This window comes from Pseudomonas sp. 67(2021) (genome assembly GCF_017491835.1).
In the GTDB taxonomy this organism is placed as follows: domain Bacteria; phylum Pseudomonadota; class Gammaproteobacteria; order Pseudomonadales; family Pseudomonadaceae; genus Aquipseudomonas; species Aquipseudomonas atacamensis.
The window spans coordinates 1-19,460 of sequence record NZ_JAFGYL010000025.1; the positions used below are offsets into that span (position 1 = coordinate 1).

Annotated in this window: 15 protein-coding genes; 7 read left to right on the forward strand and 8 right to left on the reverse strand. The window is 61.8% G+C overall.

What is annotated here, in order from left to right; genetic code table 11:
• Positions 1-449: amino acid permease (locus tag J5M66_RS23405; RefSeq protein ID WP_347709593.1), on the forward strand; the 449-nt coding region annotated here is incomplete at its 5' end.
• 102 nt (positions 450-551) lie between these two features.
• On the opposite strand, the gene J5M66_RS23410 is transcribed toward J5M66_RS23405, so the two are convergent.
• From J5M66_RS23410 to gap, 8 genes are all read right to left on the reverse strand, one after another.
• Positions 552-1,898, reverse strand: coding sequence for a CoA transferase (locus tag J5M66_RS23410; protein WP_207807907.1), 1,347 nt, complete (start codon positions 1,896-1,898; stop codon positions 552-554).
• A gap of 185 nt (positions 1,899-2,083) precedes the next feature.
• Positions 2,084-4,222: a methyl-accepting chemotaxis protein gene (locus tag J5M66_RS23415; protein WP_207807908.1), complete on the reverse strand. Its 2,139-nt coding sequence runs from the start codon at positions 4,220-4,222 to the stop codon at positions 2,084-2,086.
• 168 nt (positions 4,223-4,390) lie between these two features.
• A complete protein-coding gene (locus J5M66_RS23420) occupies positions 4,391-4,801 on the reverse strand; it encodes a YbaN family protein (protein WP_207807909.1) in 411 nt (136 codons plus the stop codon).
• Positions 4,802-4,962: 161 nt separating this feature from the next.
• Positions 4,963-5,559, reverse strand: a complete 597-nt coding sequence (locus J5M66_RS23425; RefSeq protein ID WP_207807910.1) for a biliverdin-producing heme oxygenase — start codon at positions 5,557-5,559, stop codon at positions 4,963-4,965.
• 109 nt (positions 5,560-5,668) lie between these two features.
• Positions 5,669-8,254 carry a TonB-dependent receptor gene (locus J5M66_RS23430; protein ID WP_207807911.1) on the reverse strand — a complete coding sequence of 862 codons (2,586 nt, stop codon included), beginning with the start codon at positions 8,252-8,254 and terminating at the stop codon, positions 5,669-5,671.
• Positions 8,255-8,376: 122 nt separating this feature from the next.
• Positions 8,377-9,342: a FecR domain-containing protein gene (locus tag J5M66_RS23435; protein ID WP_207807912.1), complete on the reverse strand. Its 966-nt coding sequence runs from the start codon at positions 9,340-9,342 to the stop codon at positions 8,377-8,379.
• Positions 9,343-9,473: 131 nt separating this feature from the next.
• Positions 9,474-10,001, reverse strand: coding sequence for a sigma-70 family RNA polymerase sigma factor (locus tag J5M66_RS23440; protein ID WP_116658598.1), 528 nt, complete (start codon positions 9,999-10,001; stop codon positions 9,474-9,476).
• Positions 10,002-10,200: 199 nt separating this feature from the next.
• Positions 10,201-11,202, reverse strand: a complete 1,002-nt coding sequence (gap, locus tag J5M66_RS23445) for a type I glyceraldehyde-3-phosphate dehydrogenase (protein ID WP_016773526.1) — start codon at positions 11,200-11,202, stop codon at positions 10,201-10,203.
• A gap of 220 nt (positions 11,203-11,422) precedes the next feature.
• Here gap and edd point away from each other — a divergent pair, with 220 nt between their 5' ends.
• The 6 genes from edd to J5M66_RS23475 all read left to right on the forward strand — a co-directional run bounded on the left by edd (position 11,423) and on the right by J5M66_RS23475 (position 19,368).
• Positions 11,423-13,249 carry a phosphogluconate dehydratase gene (edd, locus tag J5M66_RS23450; protein WP_016773527.1) on the forward strand — a complete coding sequence of 609 codons (1,827 nt, stop codon included), beginning with the start codon at positions 11,423-11,425 and terminating at the stop codon, positions 13,247-13,249.
• On the forward strand, positions 13,246-14,205 hold the full coding sequence (locus J5M66_RS23455; protein ID WP_207807913.1) for a glucokinase: 960 nt from the start codon (positions 13,246-13,248) through the stop codon (positions 14,203-14,205). Before edd ends, J5M66_RS23455 begins: the two co-directional genes overlap by 4 nt.
• A gap of 174 nt (positions 14,206-14,379) precedes the next feature.
• The gene (locus J5M66_RS23460) at positions 14,380-15,111 is read left to right on the forward strand and encodes a response regulator transcription factor (protein ID WP_039758123.1); all 732 of its coding nucleotides are present in this window, start codon (positions 14,380-14,382) and stop codon (positions 15,109-15,111) included.
• Positions 15,101-16,588: an ATP-binding protein gene (locus J5M66_RS23465; protein WP_207807914.1), complete on the forward strand. Its 1,488-nt coding sequence runs from the start codon at positions 15,101-15,103 to the stop codon at positions 16,586-16,588. The genes J5M66_RS23460 and J5M66_RS23465 overlap by 11 nt, the downstream gene beginning before the upstream one ends.
• A 100-nt stretch (positions 16,589-16,688) precedes the next feature.
• Entirely contained in the window at positions 16,689-17,948 is a 1,260-nt protein-coding gene (locus tag J5M66_RS23470; protein WP_207807915.1) for an AGE family epimerase/isomerase, read from the forward strand.
• Positions 17,949-18,066: 118 nt separating this feature from the next.
• Positions 18,067-19,368, forward strand: coding sequence for an ABC transporter substrate-binding protein (locus J5M66_RS23475; RefSeq protein ID WP_090285552.1), 1,302 nt, complete (start codon positions 18,067-18,069; stop codon positions 19,366-19,368).
• The last annotated feature ends 92 nt before the right edge of the window (positions 19,369-19,460 follow it).

The window sequence follows — 19,460 nt, forward strand, 5'->3', positions numbered from 1 at the left end:
ACCACGTGCCGGTCAATGCGCTGTGGCTGACCAATGTGATGATCCAGATTTTCCTGCTGATCACGCTTTTTTCGGCGGGCACTTACACCAGTCTGATTTACCTGGCCTCGTCGATGATTCTGGTGCCGTACCTGTGGTCAGCGGCCTACGCGGTACTGCTCAGCGGGCGCGGCGAAACCTACGAACACGCGTCGGCCGAGCGCACCAAGGATCTGCTGATTGGCGGCATCGCCCTGGTTTACGCGGTGTGGCTGTTGTACGCCGGTGGGGTGAAATATCTGCTGCTGTCGGCGCTGCTGTATGCGCCGGGGGTGATTCTGTTTGCCAAGGCCAAGCGTGAACAGGGCCAGCCGGTTTTCACCACGGTGGAGAAAGGGATTTTTGCCTGCGTGGTGATCGGGGCGGGGCTGGCGGCTTATGGGTTGTATAGCGGAGTGTTGAGTTTGTAGGCGGATTTGCTTTGGCAGGTCAGGCCCCTTCGCGAGCAGGCTCGCACACAGAAGTACCGAATCCATGTGGGAGCGAGCCTGCTCGCGAAGGCGGCCTCAAAATCACCACTGCGCCCGATGTGACCCCAATTCGACGGCCGGCCAATCCCACCGCACCACCGTCCCGCTGACCTGCACCGGTACGCGCAATCTCCGCGCCGGCCCCCACGCGGTGTGTTCAATCGCCGGATCCTGATCCAGCGCTTCTTCGGCCCGCAGCGGGTCATGCGTCCCCGGCCCATGCTCGAGCAACAGCTTCGCCGTCCGTGCCAGCGACAACCGCGCCGAGCCCCCGCGACCGTTGGCCAGTCGTTCAGTCAGCAACCTGAGCGCACTCGCCGCCATCAGATACCCGGTCGCATGATCCAGCGCCTGCACCGGCAGCGGCGTCGGTTTATCGCTGTGCTTCCAATGCTGTCCGGCCTCGGCGATGCCGCTGCTCATCTGCACCAGGCTGTCGAAGCCCCGGCGGTTCTGCCAGGGGCCGCTCCAGCCGTAGGCGTTGAGGCAGACGTCGATCAGCCCCGGTGCCAGTTGCCTTCGACGTTCAATACCAAACCCGAGATGTTCCAGCGCATCGGCGCGGTAGCCGTGCAGGAGAATGTCGGCGTCTTGCAATAAACCTTCGAACACTGCGCGATCCGCAGGAGCCTGCAGATCCAGCCGCGCACAGCGTTTGCCCACGGTCATTTCCGGGACCACACCGGGTTCGTTCCAGCTCGGTGGATCGATGCGCAGCACGTTGGCGCCCAGTCCAGCGAGGAAGCGGCTGGCGGTGGGACCGGCGAGGACGCGGGTCAGGTCGAGCACCTTGATCCCGGCCAGCGGTCGTACGATCGAACCTTGCCATGGGCTGCGGTTCTCGTCCGTCTGCTCGATGAATTGCACCAGCGCTTCGGCATTCACCGCCAGCCCTTGCGGATGCTGCTGCCACTGCGCCCAACTGCGCATCTCGGCGGCGCAGCCCTTGGCGTCGACCACCGCCTGCTCAAGCTCCGCGCTCGCCCACTGTGCGACTTTCGCCGCCATTGCGGCACGATCGGCGCAGGCGCCGAGCACGCGTTCAGCGGCGGCGCGGTGGTGCGGGGCGTTGGTGTGCAGACGGATCCAGCCGTCCCGGGTCGCATAGTCGCCGGCGACGGGATCCCACAGCGGCGGCACCTGCCAGCCGATCGGGCGCAGCGAGGTGGAGAACCACAACGAGGCCAGACGGCGGTCGACTGCAACCGCAGGCAAGTGCCCGGCTTGCTGGTGAAGCAATTCGCTGAGCGCTTGCCCGGCAGCGGCGATGCTGGCGCAGGCCAGCTCGGTCACGGCGAACGCCGAGGGCAGGGCGCCGTCACCGGTGAAGGGGATCGGCGTGTGGGGCAGGCCGAGTGCGGTTTGGATGGACGTGAGCAGATCAGTCATCGAAGGCCCTCCGGAACGAGAGGGCGATGATAGTGCAAAACATAACCGGGCTGGATTGAAGATCGTTCCCACGCTCCGCGTGGGAATGCCGCCCGGGACGCTCTGCGTCCCAATCGAAAGCTGGAACGCGGAGCGTCCCTTGATGCATTCCCACGCGGAGCGTGGGAACGATCGATGCTGGATTGTTACACGCGAAACTGATCCATCAATTTCATCTGCTGGCTCGCCAGGCTGTTGAGCTGGCTGCTGATCGCTGCCGATTCGGTGGCCTGTTCGGTCAGGGTTTCGGTCACGGTGCGGATCGCCGAGACGTTGCGGTTGACCTCTTCGGCCACTGCGCTTTGTTCTTCGGCGGCACTGGCGATCTGCAGGTTCATGTCGCTGATCACCGTCACCGCGTCGCTGATCTTGCCCAGCGCATCAACGGCCTGACGAATCTGCCCGGCGTTGTTGTGCGCCTGGGTCTGGCTCGAGTGCATGGTCGCGACCACGCCACGGGTGCCGGTCTGAATGCGCTCGATGACGATGCGGATTTCTTCCACCGAATCCTGCGTGCGCTTGGCGAGGTTGCGCACCTCGTCGGCGACCACGGCAAAACCGCGACCGCTTTCGCCGGCGCGGGCGGCTTCGATGGCGGCGTTGAGAGCCAGCAGGTTGGTCTGTTCGGCGATGCTGCGAATCACTTCCAGCACCGAGCCGATCTGCTCGCTGTTGACCGCCAGCGCTTCGACTTCGGTCACCGCTTTGCTGACTTCATCGGCCAGTTGATTGATGTCGCGGGTGCTGCGCTCGATGATCGCCATGCCGTCCTTCGCCGACTGATCGGCGCCCTTGGCGGCGTTGGCGGCGTTCGAGGCACTGTTGGCGACGTCGTGGGCAGTGGCGCTCATTTCGTTGGACGCGGTGGCGACCTGATCGATTTCGCGGAACTGCACCTGCATGCCTTCGCTGGTCTGGCGGGCGATTTCCGACGATTGATCGGCCGTACCGCGAGCTTCGGTGATGCTTTGTTTGATCTGCGCGATGGTCGGCTGAAGCTTGTCGAGGAAGCGGTTGAACCAGTTCACCAGTTCGCCCAGTTCGTCTTTCTTGCTGTAGTTCAGGCGCTGGGTCAGATCGCCTTCGCCGCTGGCGATGTTCTTCAGCATCTCGGCGACGCTGTTGATCGGACGGGTGACGCCGGAGGCGGTGAGCCAGATCAGCAGCAGGCCGACCAGACCGGCCACGCCCGCTACCAGCAGCGCAGTGATCACGCCGGTTTGTTGCGCATCATCCAGTACCGCTTGCAGCTTCACCGAGTCGGCCAGCAGCACGTGCTCCGGCAGGTCGATGACCACGCCCCAGGCGCGCGAATTGCCGATCGGGTCGACCGGGTAAACCGCGCGAATCAGCTCGCCCTGTTGGAGAATTTTTGCCGTGCCGCTGCCGACCAGTTGCAATACATCCTTGCCGTCAGCGCCGAGGGTGTCGCTGATTTTTTTGCCCACTCGCGTCGCGTCGGCACTGTCGGCCGCCAGCACGCCGCTGCCGGAGACGATCAGCATGTGCCCGGCGTTGTTGAACAGGCTGCGCTGCGAGTCGACGGCGGCGGCTTGCAGGGCGTCGAGCGCGATGTCGACACCGACCACGCCGATCGCTTTGCCGTCGACCAGCAGCGGCACGGAAATGGTGGTCATGAGCATTTCCTTGCCACCGACGGTGTCGGCATACGGGTCGAGCAGGCAGGTGCGCTTGTTGTCGCGAGGGCAGGTGTACCAACTGTTGTACGGCGTGCCGCTGACGCTGAGGGTGGTCTTGGTCAGGTCATCTTCGACCATGATCGTATTCAGTGCGGCGCCGGCGGCACGGCTCCAGTACGAGGCGAAGCGCCCGGCTTCGTTGGATTGCCGCGCGGCATCGTTGGCGAATTCGCTGTCCTTGCCGTCGAGGCCATTGGGTTCGAAGGCCAGCCAAATGCCCAAGACTTTATCGTTGCGCTCGAAAGCGGTTTTCAGACTTTGGTTCAGCTCTTCCCGAACGGCGCCGGCTTCGAGTGAACGCTTGGCCGCCATCGTCCGCAGATCCTTGATCTGATCGGCGAGGGCGGTGACCACCAGCAGGCTTTCACCAAAGGTTTTCTGCACCCGCACCGCTTGCTCGGCGGCCTTGGCCTGCAACAGGTTCTGCACGCTGGCGGTGAGCAACTGGTTGCTGGATTGACTGACCAGCGCGTCGTTCTGGTTGGTCTGGTAGATGTTCATGCTGACAATCAGTGCCACCACTCCGAGCAGGCACAGGCCGGAGAGCAGGACGATTTTCAGGCGAATGGAAAGAGAGTCGAACATGGGGCGATCTCGCGAATGGAATAAACAGGTGGCTGGGCCGGGAGCTCGGTTTGCCAAATCCATTCAGCGCCATTCAATCCTCATCGGCGTTAAGCGAAACGGCATGAGGCGCTTGCCGACGGACGGTCGCTGCTAAACGTTTGCGCAGGGGAAAGTGCTGAAAAGGCTTTAATTACAGGGATGTTTCACTACCGCGACGGGCGTCTCCGGGCGCGACCAGATCCACAGGTTGCCCATGGTCATGCCGGCAATCGCCAGATAGATCGGCCAGCCGTGATCGAGCATCACCAGCATCAACGTCGCACACAGCAGCATGCTGACGGTGGCACTGAGCTTGGCCTTGCGCGCGATGATCCTGCCGTTGCGCCAGTTACTGAGGATCGGCCCGAACAGGCGATGATTTTCCAGCCACGCACTCAAGCGCGGCGAACTGCGGGTCGCGGCCCACGCGGCGAGGAGGATGAACTCGGTGGTCGGCAGACCGGGCACGACGATGGCGATCAGGCCAATGCCGAGGCTGACATAGGCCAGCAGGCCGAACAGCAGACGGGCGAGTTTTGATGGGGCGGGTGTGGGCATGGCTCAGCGGTGGCTTCTGAAGCGGAACGGGGATCTTACAGATTTGTGGTGAGCCCTGTGGGAGCGAGCCTGCTCGCGAAAGCGGTTGATCAGGCACATTGATGTTGAATGTGCTGCCGTCTTCGCGAGCAGGCTCGCTCCCACAAGGGATAAGAGTTGCTTCAGGCCACTTCGGCTTCTATGGCATAAGCCCGTTCCAGCAGCACGGTAAAGCGGTTGAACGCATCCAGTGCACCTTGCTCAACTTCCGCCTCTTCCTCTGCCGTGAACGGCAACGCATCGAGGGTGCGCACAAAGCTTTTCCAGCCCTCGGCGCGGCCACCTTGCGGTTCTGCCAGATGCCGGGCACCGAAGGTTTCGCTCAGCTCCAGTGCCACGGCACGCTTGATCAGGAACGCCGCGCCGAGCTTGGAACCCTCGGAAACAAAGATCCAGCCCAGCGCCCGCGCCTTGCTCGGGTTTTTCAGCGTGCCGGCAACCGGGGGCGGGACATCGGTGTCGAGGTCGGCGAGGTCAGCCCTGGCCGCTTCAGCGCGGCAACGGGCCGGCAGATCCGGGACGATCGCGGTCAGTTCGGCATCGTTGTACAGCTCGACCAGTTCCGCCTGGAACAGGTATTGCGCGACGACGAAACGGGCGAAGCTGGCGCGGGTTTCGAACGGCGCGTGGGCTTTGACCAGCGCATCGAGTTTGCTGTGCGGCTCGTGGGTGATCTGGTTCAAGCGTTGCGAACGCAGGGATTTTTCCGGGGCAGTCATGGGGTGTCCTTGATAAATGAGGCGCTTGATAACAAGACGTACGGGCGGGCGGCGGACAGTAAAAAAACCTCACTGCGCGGCGCGAACACGCGCAGTGAGGCCGGGCGGATCAGATGTCCCAGATCAGGTTGATCGCGAAGTTGCGTCCCGGTTGGGTCAGGCGATCGAGGTTGGCCGGTTGCGTCACCGAGGCTTCGCCGACGCTGTCGTAACCGCGCACGTCATCCCATAGCCAGTATTTCTTGTCGGTCAGGTTGTAGACGCCGCCGCTGACGGTGACGTCGTCGGTCACCTTGTAATAGCCGGCCAGATCGAGAATGCCGAAGCCCGGGGTCTTGAACTGGCTGCTGACGCCGTCCGGCGATTTGAAATTGCTGTCGTCGACGCGGTCCTTTTTCTTCACCACGGTCCAGCTCAGCAGGCCGCCATAGTTGTCCTGGTCGTAACCGAGACCGAACACGCCGGTGAGCGGATTGACGCTGTTGATCGGCTCGCCGCTGTCGTTGTTGCGCCCGTAGGCGTAGGCGATCGAGCCTTGGGTATACAGGCCTTGCGGCGCGCCGAACGCATCCAGGTTCAAGCGACCTTTGACTTCCGCACCCTTGATGGTGGCGCGCTTGATGTTGTTGCTCTGGAAGGTCAACTGATCGTCGCCCGGCTTGACCGCATCCTCGTTGATGAAGTCGCGGTACTTGTTATAGAACACCGCGACGTCGAACGAGCCCTGCTCGAAATTCCCGCGCAGGCCGGTTTCGAAACCTTTGCTTTTTTCCGGCTCAAGGTCGGAGTTGGGCGCCACGGTGTAGCCGGTGGTGTTGTTCTCGAAACGCCCGTACAGCGATTTTGCCGTGGGCGTGCGGAAGCCTTCGGCGTACTGGCCGTACCAGGTGTAGTTGTCCGTCAGTGCATAGGTCAGGCCGAATTTTGGCGAGACTTTGTGCCAGGTCTTGTTCTTGTCGCTGACCGTGCCCTGGCCGTCAGCATTCACGGTGTTGAGGAATTCCTCGGTGATCTGCGGCTTGAGCTGGGTGTAGTCGTAGCGCAGGCCCGGCAGGAAGGTCCAGTCGTTCCAGCTGATCTGATCCTGGGCGAACAGGCTGTAGGTGTTGATGGTCGGATCGGGGAAATCAGAGGCCTTGGCCAGCACGTCCGCCGCACTGGTCGCGCCAATCGCCGTGCAGCCGCGACCGACGGCCACGCAGGTGCCGTCGCCGCTGCGTGAACCGGTGACTTTCTGCTGTTTGATCGTGGTGCCGTAAGTCAGCAGGTGATCGGTGTCACCGATGGCGAAAGCCTTGTCCAGTTGCGCGTCGAACACCCACTGTTTTTCTTCGTAGATCGTGTCTCGGGTACGCAGCACTTTACGAGTGATCGGGTAGTACAACTCCTCGGTGCTCTGGTCGGTCTTGGCGATCTGGTGATTGAGGCTCCACTTGACGTTATCGACCAGCAGGCTGTCGAGGGCGAACGAGTGTTCGATACCGAAACGCTCGCGGGTGATGGTGTCGTTGCCGGTGCGCCACTGGTACATGCCGCCGGGCAGGACGCTGCTCGGAATGGTCGGCGCGCCGTTGAAGTACGGGCCGCCGTAGGCACTTTTCTGATCGGTGTCGCGATCGTCCTTGTACTTTTCGTAAGTCAGGCCCAGGCGCGAATCGTCGTTGTAGTTCCAGCCGAGCTTGGCCAGGACGTTGGTTGCGCGCACGTCTTCCGGGTTGGCGGCGGTGCGCGCAAGGCCGGTGCCGTTGTTGCCGCCGAAGGACTCGGTTTCGTGTCCGTCGCGCTGGCTGTAATGCAGCAAGCCGTCGAACTGACCGCTGCGGCCGGCGACGGTGGCGGACTTCAGCCAGCTGTCATCGGCGGAGCTGTAACCGCTTTTCAGACGCGCGCCGACGTCCTTGCCCGGTTTGATGATGTCGTCGGCGTCCAGCGTGTAGTAACTGACCGCGCCGCCGATGGCGTTGCTGCCGTACAGCACCGAGGCCGGGCCACGGAGAATCTCCACGCGTTTGACGATTTCCGGGTCGACGTAGTTGCGCTGGCTCTTGGCATACGGGCCGTTGAAGAAACCGTTAGGGATCTCCACGCCATCGACTTGAGTCAAGATGCGGTCGCCGTCGATACCGCGAATGTTGTAGCCACTGATGCCGCCGCGCTGACCGGCACCGCCAACGGAAACGCCCGGTTCGTAGCGCACCAGATCCTTGATGGTATTGACGTTGTTGCGGTCAAGCTCTTGGCGATCATGCACGCTGACCGTCGAGGGCACGCTGTTGACCGACTGTTCCTGGCGAGTGGCGCTGATGGTCACCTGATCGAGATTGAGCGTGCCGCTGCTGTTGCGTTTTTCCAGCACGACATTGTTGTTGCTCAGTTTGCGGAAGCTCAGGTTGGTCCCCACCAACAGGCGCTCGAGGGCTTTTTCCGGCGGCAGCGAACCGCGCACGCCCGGCGACGAGACGTTCTGCCCCAACTCGGCCGGCAAACCGACCTGCCAACCGGTCACGGCGGTAAAGGCATTCAATGCCGAAACCAGTGGTTGCTGGCCGATGGCGAAGGCGTAATCGCCCATGTTGCGTGTCGGTTGCTCGGTGGCCGCCAGCAGCGGTGCGGTGCCAGCCATGAGGATGGCCGCAGTCAGCAGCGACAGTACGCGGGAAGGGGAAGCAGTCTGGCGGGTAAGGCGTGAGGACATCGATAGCGCTCCGTGTCGCACGAATCTTTATAGGTGCAGATCGGCATGGTTAGATGCGAATCAATTGCATTGGCTATAACGAGACGTACTGCCATTGGCTATCGAGTAAAAATAACTCTCATTCAGTTCAGAATCACCAGCGCAGGGAATTCCTGCAGGCGCGCCGAGGTGATGTGGGCGAGGGAGCGGACCACGTCGAGCGGCTGGTCGAGACGGTAATTGCCGGTGACGGCGACGTCGGCCAATTGCTCGTTGTTGTTGATGATCCAGCCCGGATAGTAGCGGCGCAGCTCGGCCAGCACCTGATTCAGCGGGCAGTTCTCGAACACCAGACGGCCTTCAACCCAGGCCAGATCGGCATTGGCGTCGAGCTTGGCCGGGCGATCAAATCCGTTGGGGCCGATGCGAATGCTTTCCCCGGCACGCAGGCGCACCCGGGCATCGTTGTGGGTGGCGCGCAGATCGACATCGCCACGCTGCACGTTCACTTGTGCGACCCCGTCGAGGTAGCGCACGGCAAATGCGGTGTCGTGGACGCTGGCCGTTACCGGACCTGCGTCGATCTCCAGCGGCTGATTGCGCCCGCTGGCAATCTCGAAAAACGCCTCGCCCTGAAACAGCCGGGCCACGCGCTGTTGATCGTTGATGGTGCTGGAAAACGCCGAATTGGTATTGAGCAGAACCTTCGAGCCGTCCTCCAGTTGCAGCCGCTGACGCTCGCCAACCACGGTGAGGTGATCCGCTTGAATGCGCATCGGCAGGTTGCTGAAACTGAACAGCCCGAGGATCAGCACCGCAGCGGTAGCCAGCGGTTTCCAGTGCGGGCGCAAGCGCTTGAGAAAAGTGACTTTTACCGGTTTTGCCGCCAGGGCTTCGGCGCACTGTGCGACTTGCGGGCCGTCCCAGATCGCCTGGGCCTTGGCGAATGCCTCGGCATTCAACGGATCAGCCGCCAGCCAGGCATGAAATTGCCGGGTCTGTTCCTCATCCGGGCTGCCGAGCACGATGAGCCAGTCCAGCGCCTGGTCCATTGCAGCTGCAGCGTCCCGCGCTGAATCGGGCGAAGGCGGGCGGTGGGTGTCCGTCACGGTGGTTCCTCAGGGCTTCTGGCTAGAAGCAGTTTCTAGCTTCAAGCTGCAAGCTGCAAGCCGGATGGGTTACTGCATTTCGTTTTTGCTTACCGCTTGAAGCTTGCCGCTTGAAGCTTGCCGTTTGTAGCTCAAAGCTTGCCGCTGCCTTCATGTCGCTGTGCGACGCCGATGCAGATCGACATGATCAGTTTCAGTTCTTTCTGCACAGTGCTCAGCGACACCTTCAGTTCATCGGCGATTTCCTGATAGCTGTGCCCGTGCAGGCGGCTGAGGATGAATATCTGCTGCTGGCGTGGGCTGAGCTGGCTGAGGCTCACGTTCAAGCGCTCCAGCAGTTGTTCGGCGTGGGCGGCGTCTTCGGCGCTGCTGGCGGGCGCGGCGATGCTCTGCACCACGTCCTGAGGTACATCGTCGACCATGGTCCGCGCATGGATCTTGCGCGCACGCAAATGGTCCAGCGCCAGATTGCGCGCGGTCTGGAAGACAAAGGGTTCAAGGTGATCGATGGCCCGTTCGCTCAACGCCCGGGTCACGCGCAGGTAGGTCTCCTGCAACAGGTCTTCAGCGGTGCTGTGATTGTTGACCATCCGTTCCAGCGTGCGCAGCAGGGAAGTGCGCTGGGCGAGGAAGACGTGGTTGAAGCGCGATTGACTCACGGGAGGACCTGATCCATTTCGAGCGAATGATAATGCTTATCATCCAGCCGAATGGTCAAGTGCTGATTTCGAATTGAAATCGGATCTCCTGTGGGAGCGAGCCTGCTCGCGAAGGCGTCGTGTCAGTCAATTCCATATCGACTGACAGAAAGCTTTCGCGAGCAGGCTCGCGCCCACAGGGATTGGGGGCCGGCTGAGATTATTCGGCGTTACACAACGCCAGGCAGTTATCCAGCATGCGGTTGGAGAAGCCCCATTCGTTGTCGTACCAGGCCAGCACTTTCAGCAACTTGCCACTGACTTTGGTGTGGTTGGCGTCGAAGATTGACGACAGCGGGTTGTGGTTGAAGTCGCTGGAAACCAGCGGCAATGTGTTGTAACCAAGAATTTTCGAATGCTGGCTGGCCGCTTTCAGCAGGGCGTTGACTTCGTCGGCACTGGCTTCTTTCTTCAGTTGCACGGTGAGGTCGACCAGCGACACATTGATCACCGGTACGCGCACAGCCATGCCGGTCAGTTTGCCCGCCAGTTCCGGCAGCACCAGGCCTACCGCTTCGGCTGCGCCGGTCTTGCTCGGGATCATGTTTTGCGTGGCCGAGCGGGCACGGTACGGGTCGCTGTGATAAACGTCGGTGAGGTTCTGGTCGTTGGTGTAGGCGTGGATGGTGGTCATCAGGCCGCTTTCGATGCCCAACTCGCGATGCAGCACCTGCGCCACTGGCGCGAGGCAGTTGGTGGTGCACGAAGCGTTGGAAATGATCTGGTGCGACTGACGCAGAATGTCGTGGTTGACGCCATAAACGACGGTGGCGTCGGCGCCTTTGGCCGGGGCAGAAATGATCACCTTGCGGGCGCCGGCGCTGATATGCGCGGCGGCTTTGGCACGGTCGGTGAACAGACCGGTGCATTCGAACACTACGTCGATTTTTTCAGCGGCCCACGGCAGGTCGGCCGGGTTGCGAATGGCGCTGACCGCGATGCGGTCGCCATTGACCGTCAGGCTTTCGTTATCGTGCGCCACTTCGGCGTCGAAAGTGCCGTGGACGGTGTCGTATTTGAGCAGATGGGCATTGATCGAACTGTCACCCAGATCGTTGATCGCGACGATCTGCAGGTCTTGACGATAGCCTTGGGTATACAGTGCGCGCAGGACATTACGGCCGATGCGGCCGAAACCATTGATTGCAATTCGAAGAGTCATGGAACAGCGCCGCCGTCGTTTTGTTGTTGGAATTACAAGATTATTCGCATAAAAATAGAAAACAAGCCTTTTTAGTGGCAATATTTTGTTTTATCTACAACGAGTGACCTGAATCAACTGGTCCGAATGGTCAAAAAAGCCGTCTGTCATTCCAACAACAACGGCGTTTGATCAGCATAGACAATCAGGTCGCCACATCCGTTAGCCTGGAGTTCTACACATGCATCCCCGCGTTCTTGAGGTCACCGAACGGCTTATCGCCCGCAGCCGCGCCACGCGTCAGGCTTACCTTGCATTGATTCGCGGCGCCGCCACCGATGGCCCGATGCGCGGCAAGCTGCAATGCGCCAACTTCGCCCACGGCGTGGCCGGTTGCGGCACTGAAGACAAGCACAGCCTGCGGATGATGAACTCGGCGAACATCGCCATTGTGTCTTCGTATAACGACATGCTTTCGGCGCACCAGCCGTACGAAGTCTTTCCACAACAGATCAAGAACGCCCTGCGCGAAATCGGCTCGGTCGGCCAGTTCGCCGGCGGCACTCCGGCCATGTGCGACGGCGTGACCCAAGGCGAGCCGGGCATGGAACTGAGCCTGCCGAGCCGCGAAGTGATCGCCATGTCCACCGCCGTGGCGTTGTCGCACAACATGTTTGACGGCGCGCTGATGCTCGGCATCTGCGACAAGATCGTCCCGGGCCTGATGATGGGGTCGCTGCGTTTCGGTCATCTGCCAACGATCTTCGTCCCGGGCGGGCCGATGGTTTCGGGGATTTCCAACAAGGAAAAAGCCGACGTCCGCCAGAAGTACGCCGAAGGCAAGGCGACCCGCGAAGAGCTGCTGGAATCGGAGATGAAGTCCTACCACAGCCCGGGCACCTGCACCTTCTACGGCACCGCCAACACCAACCAGTTGCTGATGGAAGTCATGGGCTTGCACTTGCCGGGCGCGTCTTTCGTCAACCCGAACACGCCGCTGCGCGACGCGCTCACCCGCGAAGCCGCGCATCAGGTCACGCGCCTGACCAAGCAGAACGGCAACTTCATGCCGATCGGCGAAATCGTCGACGAGAAGGCGCTGGTCAACTCCATCGTTGCCTTGCACGCCACCGGCGGCTCGACCAACCACACCCTGCACATGCCGGCCATCGCCATGGCCGCTGGCATTCAACTGACCTGGCAGGACATGGCCGACCTTTCCGAAGTCGTGCCGACCCTGAGCCACGTCTACCCGAACGGCAAAGCCGACATCAACCACTTCCAGGCAGCGGGCGGCATGTCGTTCCTGATCCGCGAACTGCTCGGCGCCGGCCTGCTGCATGAAGACGTCAACACTGTGCTCGGCCATGGCCTGAGCCAGTACACCAAAGAGCCGTTCCTCGATAACGGTGAGCTGGTCTGGCGCGAAGGGCCGACCGACAGCCTCGACGAAAACATCCTGCGTCCGGTGTCCCGTGCGTTCTCGCAAGAGGGCGGCTTGCGGGTGATGGAAGGCAATCTCGGTCGCGGGGTGATGAAGGTTTCTGCCGTTGCGCTGGAGAACCAGATCGTCGAAGCACCGGCGATGGTGTTCCAGGATCAACAAGACCTGGCGGACGCATTCAAGGCCGGTCTGCTGGAGAAGGATTTTGTCGCCGTGATGCGCTTCCAGGGCCCGCGTTCCAACGGCATGCCCGAGCTGCACAAGATGACGCCGTTCCTCGGCGTGCTGCAGGATCGCGGCTTCAAAGTGGCGTTGGTGACTGACGGGCGCATGTCCGGCGCGTCGGGGAAAATCCCCGCAGCGATTCACGTCAGCCCGGAAGCTTATGTCGGTGGCGCTTTGGCGCGCGTGCAAGAGGGCGATATCATCCGCGTCGATGGCGTCAAAGGCACCTTGGAACTGAAGGTCGACGCCGCCGAATTTGCAGCGCGCGAACCTGCCAAGGGCCTGTTGGGCAACAACATTGGCAGCGGCCGCGAGCTGTTTGGCTTCATGCGCATGGCCTTCAGCTCGGCGGAGCAGGGCGCCAGCGCCTTCACTTCTGCCCTGGAGACGCTTAATTGAAACTGGCTTTGGTCGGTGACATCGGAGGCACCAACGCGCGGTTCGCGTTGTGGCAAAACCAGCAACTGCAATCGGTTCAGGTGCTGGCCACGGCCGACTTTGCCAGCCCGGAAGAGGCAATCGCCTTGTACCTGAGCGGGCTCGGGCTGGCGCCGGGTTCGATCGGCTCGGTGTGCCTGTCGGTGGCAGGTCCGGTGAATGGTGATGAATTCAAATTCACCAACAATCACTGGCGGCTCAGCCGCAGCGCGTTCTGCAAGACCTTGCAGGTCGAGCAGTTGTTGCTGACCAACGACTTCTCGGCGATGGCGCTGGGCATGACCCGCTTGCAGCCCGGCGAATTCCGCGTGGTTTGCGAAGGTACGCCGGAGCCTCTGCGTCCGGCAGTGGTGATCGGCCCGGGCACTGGCCTGGGTGTCGGCACCTTGCTCGATCTCGGCGAAGGACGCTTCGCCGCGTTGCCGGGCGAGGGCGGCCACGTCGACCTGCCGCTGAGCAGTCCGCGCGAAACGCAACTGTGGCAACACATCTACAACGAGATCGGCCATGTCAGCGCGGAAACCGCGTTGAGCGGCGGCGGCCTGCCGCGGCTGTACCGGGCGATCTGCGCGGTCGATGGCCATGAGCCGAAGCTTGAGACGCCGGAAGCGATCACCGCCGCCGGTCTGGCCGGTGATCCGATTGCTTTGGAAGTGCTCGAGCAATTCTGCTGCTGGCTGGGTCGCGTCGCCGGCAACAACGTGCTCACCACCGGCGCGCGCGGCGGCGTGTTTATCGTCGGCGGGGTGATTCCACGCTTCGCCGATTTCTTCCTCGCCAGCGGCTTCGCCCGCTGCTTCGCCGACAAGGGCTGCATGAGCGATTACTTCAAAGGCATCCCGGTCTGGCTGGTGACCGCGCCGTATTCCGGCCTGGTCGGCGCCGGTGTAGCGCTGGATCAAGCAACAACTGCATAGAGATCGTTCCCACGCTCCGCGTGGGAATGCCTCAAGGGACGCTCCGCGTCCAGTGACGCGGAGCGTCACGGGCTGCATTCCCACGCAGAGCATGGGAACGATCAACAGGCGACAAATTTTCCAGGTTCATCAGGCATAATCCGCCCCAACTCCAACAACAAGGATGCCTTCGAAGTGAGCTCAGTCAACAAGTCGATATTGTTGGTCGATGACGACCAGGAAATACGCGAGTTGCTGGAAACCTACCTGACCCGCGCCGGGTTTCAGGTGAGGGCCACCGCCGATGGTGCCGGTTTTCGTCAGGCGCTCAACGAGGCGCCCAGCGATCTGGTGATCCTCGATGTCATGCTGCCCGACGAAGACGGTTTCAGCCTGTGCCGCTGGGTACGCCAGCATCCGCGTCAGGCGCAGGTGCCGATCATCATGCTGACCGCCAGTTCCGACGAAGCCGACCGGGTGATCGGTCTGGAACTTGGCGCTGATGACTACCTCGGCAAACCGTTCAGCCCGCGCGAACTGCAAGCGCGGATCAAGGCCCTGCTGCGTCGCGCGCAATTCGCCCACGAACGCAGCGGCAGCGAAGTGCTGGCCTTCGACGACTGGCGCCTGGACACGGTCAGTCATCGGCTGTTCCACACCGACGGCGAGGAAGTGATCCTCTCCGGCGCCGATTTCGCCCTGCTGAAACTGTTCCTCGATCATCCGCAGCAAATCCTCGACCGCGACACCATCGGCAACGCCACCCGTGGCCGCGATCTGATGCCGCTCGATCGCATCGTCGACATGGCCGTCAGCCGTTTGCGCCAACGCCTGCGCGACACCGAAAAACCACCACGGCTGATCCGCACCGTACGTGGCAGCGGTTATCAGTTGGCAGCCAATGTGGTTGCCGGCAATGCTCACTGAGTCGCTACGCAAATTTGCCAACCGCATACCGGTGCCGCGCTCACTGCTCGGGCGGATGCTGCTGCTGACTCTGCTGGCGGTGCTGTTCGCGCAGACGCTGTCGAGCGTGATCTGGGTCTCGCAGTTGCGCGCCACTCAACTCGAAGGACTCGTCACCAGTGCCCGCAGCCTGGCGCATTCCATGACTGCCAGCGTCAGCTATTTCCGTTCCTTGCCGGTGGCCTATCGGCCGCTGGTGCTCGATCAATTGCGCAGCATGGGCGGCACCCGATTTGTCGTGACGCTCAATGACAAACCGCTGGGCATGGACGTGCTGCCGGTGACGCCGCGCAAGGCTGCGGTGATGCAGGCGGTGGACGAAGTGCTGCGCCAGTCTCTGGGCCATGACACGGATATTTCGGTGACCTTCGTCAGCCCCGAAGACCTGCGGATCTTCAACGCCGGGCTGAAACTTGATGAATTGCCGCGCTCCTGGGCGCATTACGCGCTGACCCTGGAGCCGGTGAATCCGCCGGTGCTGGTCACGCAGATTCAAATGGCCCCGGGCGAATGGCTGTACATCGCCTCGTTGCTGCCGGAGCCGTACACCAGCCTCGAAGAGCAAGGCCTGCCGGCGCAGCAGGTGTGGTTTATCGTCCTGACCAGCGGCTTCTTGCTGTTGTTCATCGGCCTGCTGGTGCACTGGCAGAGCCGGCCGCTCAAGCGTCTGGCGCGGGCAGCGCGGGATCTGTCGCTGGGCGCCGATGTCGAGCCGGTGGCGGAGGGCGGTGGCAGTGAAGTGGTCGAAGTCGGCCGCGCGTTCAACACCATGCGCGAACGCATCAGCCGTTACCTGACCGAGCGCAGCCAGTTGTTCAGCGCGATTTCCCACGACTTGCGCACGCCGATCACCCGCCTGCGCTTGCGCGTCGAACTGCTCGAAGATGAACAGCTGCAAGCCAAGTTCGGCCGCGATCTGGATGAGCTGGAGCTGCTGGTCAAAGGCGCGCTGCAATGCGTGAAAGACACCGACATCCACGAGAACATCGAGCCGGTGGATCTCAATCATGTGCTCGATTGCCTGGTCGAGCCGTATCTGGCGCCGAACGGCAATGGCCGCGTCACCCAGCATGGCCGCGCGCTGTCGGCGTATCCAGGCAAGCCGCTGGCGCTCAAGCGCTGCATCGGCAATCTGATCGACAACGCCTTGAAGTATGGACAGAACGCGCACCTGCACATCGATGACGACGACAGCGCCTTTGTTCTGCATGTCGATGATGAAGGGCCGGGCGTGCCGCAGCAGCGGCTGGAGCAAGTGTTCGAGCCGCACTTCCGCCTGGCGGGGCAGCAGCAGGGCTACGGACTCGGTCTGGGCATTGCGCGCAACATTGCCCACAGCCACGGCGGCGAGGTGACGTTGCAGAACCTGCGTGAAGGTGGGTTGCGGGTGACGTTGCAGTTGCCGCGATCGGACGATCTTTTGACTTTGCTTTGCTAATGTCACAAGCCAGTGACAAACCCCGTCCCCTTCGTTACAAGCCCGCCCCGGCCCGTTGTTTAGACTGCCCGCAGTCCTAACAACAAAAAAGGGTCACGCCATGGACACCTTTCACCCAGACTTCAGCAGTTGGCTGAACGCCCCTGCCCACCAGCAATGGCTCGCTACCGAAGGCCTGCGTCTGCTGGATTTCGCCAAGGCATCACGACTGCCCGAAGGCTTCGGCAACCTCGACGAACGCGGCCGTTTGCCAGCGCACGCGCAAGCCGAGACCATGAACACCGCGCGCATGACCCACAGCTTCGCTATGGCCCACATTCAGGGCCTGCTGGGGTTTGCCGAGCTGGTCGACCACGGTATCGCCGCGTTGCGCGGGCCACTGCGTGATGCGTTGCACGGCGGTTGGTTTGCGGTGGCCGAACATCGCGACGACAACACCGGCAAGAACGCCTATCTGCATGCCTTTGTCGCCCTCGCCGCCAGCTCCGCCGTGGTCGCACAACGGCCCGGTGCCCAGGCTTTGCTCGATGACGCGATCGACATCATCGACACTTATTTCTGGAGCGAAGAAGAGGGCGCCATGCGCGAATTCTTCAATCGCGACTGGAGCGAAGAAGAAGCCTATCGCGGCGCCAACAGCAACATGCACGCGACCGAAGCATTCCTCGCGCTGGCCGATGTCACCGAAGATCCGCGCTGGCTGGTACGCGCCCAGCGCATCGTCGAACGAGTGATCCATGGTCACGCTGCAGCCAACGACTACATGGTCATCGAACACTTCGATCGCGATTGGCAACCGCTGCGCGAATACAACCACGACAATCCGGCTGACGGTTTTCGTCCTTACGGCACCACGCCGGGCCACGGTTTCGAGTGGGCGCGCTTGCTCCTGCATCTTGAAGCCGCGCGGGTACAGGCCGGCATGCTTACGCCGGGCTGGCTGGCGACTGATGCGCAAAAACTCTTCGAAAACAATTGCCGCCACGGCTGGGATGTCGATGGCGCGCCGGGCATCGTCTACACCCTCGACTGGGATAACCAGGCCGTCGTTCGCCATCGCCTGCACTGGACGCATGCCGAAGCCAGCGCCGCCGCCAGCGCCTTGCTCAAACGCACCGGCGACGGGCAATACGAAGCCTGGTACAGACTGTTCTGGGAGTTCTGCGAGACCAATTTCATCGACCGCTGCAACGGCAGTTGGCACCACGAACTCAATCCGCAGAATGTGCCGAGTGCCGATATCTGGCCGGGCAAGCCCGATCTGTATCACGCCTGGCAGGCTGTGCTGATTCCGCGATTGCCGCTGGCGCCAAGCATGGCCACGGCTTTGGCGCAGTCGTCCCGGCCTGTTGCTGTGTAACCATGTCGTGACATTTACGCGTCCCTTCGTTACCTGCGAAGCGAAACGCTCTGTTTAAACTCCGTGCAGCGCAAGCACCAGACTTGCAATGCATAACAACAAGAAAGGTACATCTCGAATGAATGCGATTTCTCGCCTCGCTACTGTCATTTCTGTCGCCTCCCTGTTCCCGCTCGCAATCCTGCCGCTCAGTGTCTCCGCTGCCGAATCCAAAGGTTCGGTGGAAGTCGTGCACTGGTGGACTTCCGGTGGCGAAAAAGCCGCTGTCGATGTGCTCAAGGCCCAAGTTGAAAAAGACGGTTTCACCTGGAAGGACGGCGCTGTCGCCGGTGGTGGCGGTGCGACTGCCATGACCGTGCTGAAAAGCCGCGCCGTCGCCGGTAACCCGCCAGGCGTAGCGCAGATCAAAGGCCCGGACATCCAGGAATGGGCGTCGACCGGCCTGCTCGACACCGACGTTTTGAAAGACGTCGCCAAGTCGGAAAAGTGGGACAGCCTGCTCGACAAGAAAGTCTCCGATACCGTGAAGTACGACGGTGATTACGTGGCCGTGCCGGTGAACATTCACCGCGTGAACTGGCTGTGGATCAACCCGGAAGTCTTCAAGAAAGCCGGCATCACCAAGAATCCAACCACCCTCGAAGAGTTCTACGCAGCCGGCGACAAGCTGAAAGCGGCGGGCTTCATTCCGCTCGCCCATGGCGGTCAGCCTTGGCAGGACAGCACCGTGTTCGAAGCCGTGGTGCTCTCGGTCATGGGCGTGGATGGCTACAAGAAAGCCTTGGTTGATCTCGACAACAAGGCGCTGACCGGCCCGGAAATGGTCAAGGCGCTCACCGAGCTGAAGAAAGTCGCGACCTACATGGACGCGGACGGCAAAGGCCAGGACTGGAACCTCGAAGCGGCCAAGGTCATCAACGGCAAGGCGGGCATGCAGATCATGGGTGACTGGGCCAAGTCCGAATGGACCGCCGCCAAGAAAGTCGCCGGCAAGGACTACGAGTGCGTAGCGTTCCCGGGCACCGACAAGGCATTCACCTACAACATCGACTCGCTGGCCGTGTTCAAGCAGAAGGACGCAGGCACTGCGGCCGGTCAGCAGGACATCGCCAAAGTCGTGCTGGGTGAGAACTTCCAGAAAGTCTTCAGCATCAACAAAGGCTCGATCCCGGTGCGCAACGACATGTTGAACAACATGGACAAGCTCGGCTTCGATTCCTGCGCGCAGACCGCTGCCAAAGACTTCCTCGCGGACGCCAAGTCCGGCGGCCTGCAACCAAGCATGGCGCACAACATGGCGACCACGCTGGCCGTGCAGGGCGCGTTCTTTGACGTAGTCACCAACTACATCAACGACCCGAAAGCCGACCCGGCCGATGCGGCGAAGAAACTCGGCGCGGCGGTTCAGTCGGCCAAATAGGCGCCTTGACGGCGAGCTGCAAGCTTCAAGCTTCAAGCTGCAAGTTAAAGGCTTGCGCGCTGCTGGTCTTGTAGCTTGCAGCTTGCAGCTGT

Excerpts from the sequence above, each read along its gene's own strand:
- J5M66_RS23410 (WP_207807907.1), bottom strand. The coding sequence starts at position 1,898 with ATGACTGATCTGCTCACGTCCATCCAAACCGCACTCGGCCTGCCCCAC.
- J5M66_RS23415 (WP_207807908.1), bottom strand. The coding sequence starts at position 4,222 with ATGTTCGACTCTCTTTCCATTCGCCTGAAAATCGTCCTGCTCTCCGGC.
- J5M66_RS23420 (WP_207807909.1), bottom strand. The coding sequence starts at position 4,801 with ATGCCCACACCCGCCCCATCAAAACTCGCCCGTCTGCTGTTCGGCCTG.
- J5M66_RS23425 (WP_207807910.1), bottom strand. The coding sequence starts at position 5,559 with ATGACTGCCCCGGAAAAATCCCTGCGTTCGCAACGCTTGAACCAGATC.
- J5M66_RS23430 (WP_207807911.1), bottom strand. The coding sequence starts at position 8,254 with ATGTCCTCACGCCTTACCCGCCAGACTGCTTCCCCTTCCCGCGTACTG.
- gap (WP_016773526.1), bottom strand. The coding sequence starts at position 11,202 with ATGACTCTTCGAATTGCAATCAATGGTTTCGGCCGCATCGGCCGTAAT.
- edd (WP_016773527.1), top strand. The coding sequence starts at position 11,423 with ATGCATCCCCGCGTTCTTGAGGTCACCGAACGGCTTATCGCCCGCAGC.
- J5M66_RS23465 (WP_207807914.1), top strand. The coding sequence starts at position 15,101 with ATGCTCACTGAGTCGCTACGCAAATTTGCCAACCGCATACCGGTGCCG.
- J5M66_RS23470 (WP_207807915.1), top strand. The coding sequence starts at position 16,689 with ATGGACACCTTTCACCCAGACTTCAGCAGTTGGCTGAACGCCCCTGCC.
- J5M66_RS23475 (WP_090285552.1), top strand. The coding sequence starts at position 18,067 with ATGAATGCGATTTCTCGCCTCGCTACTGTCATTTCTGTCGCCTCCCTG.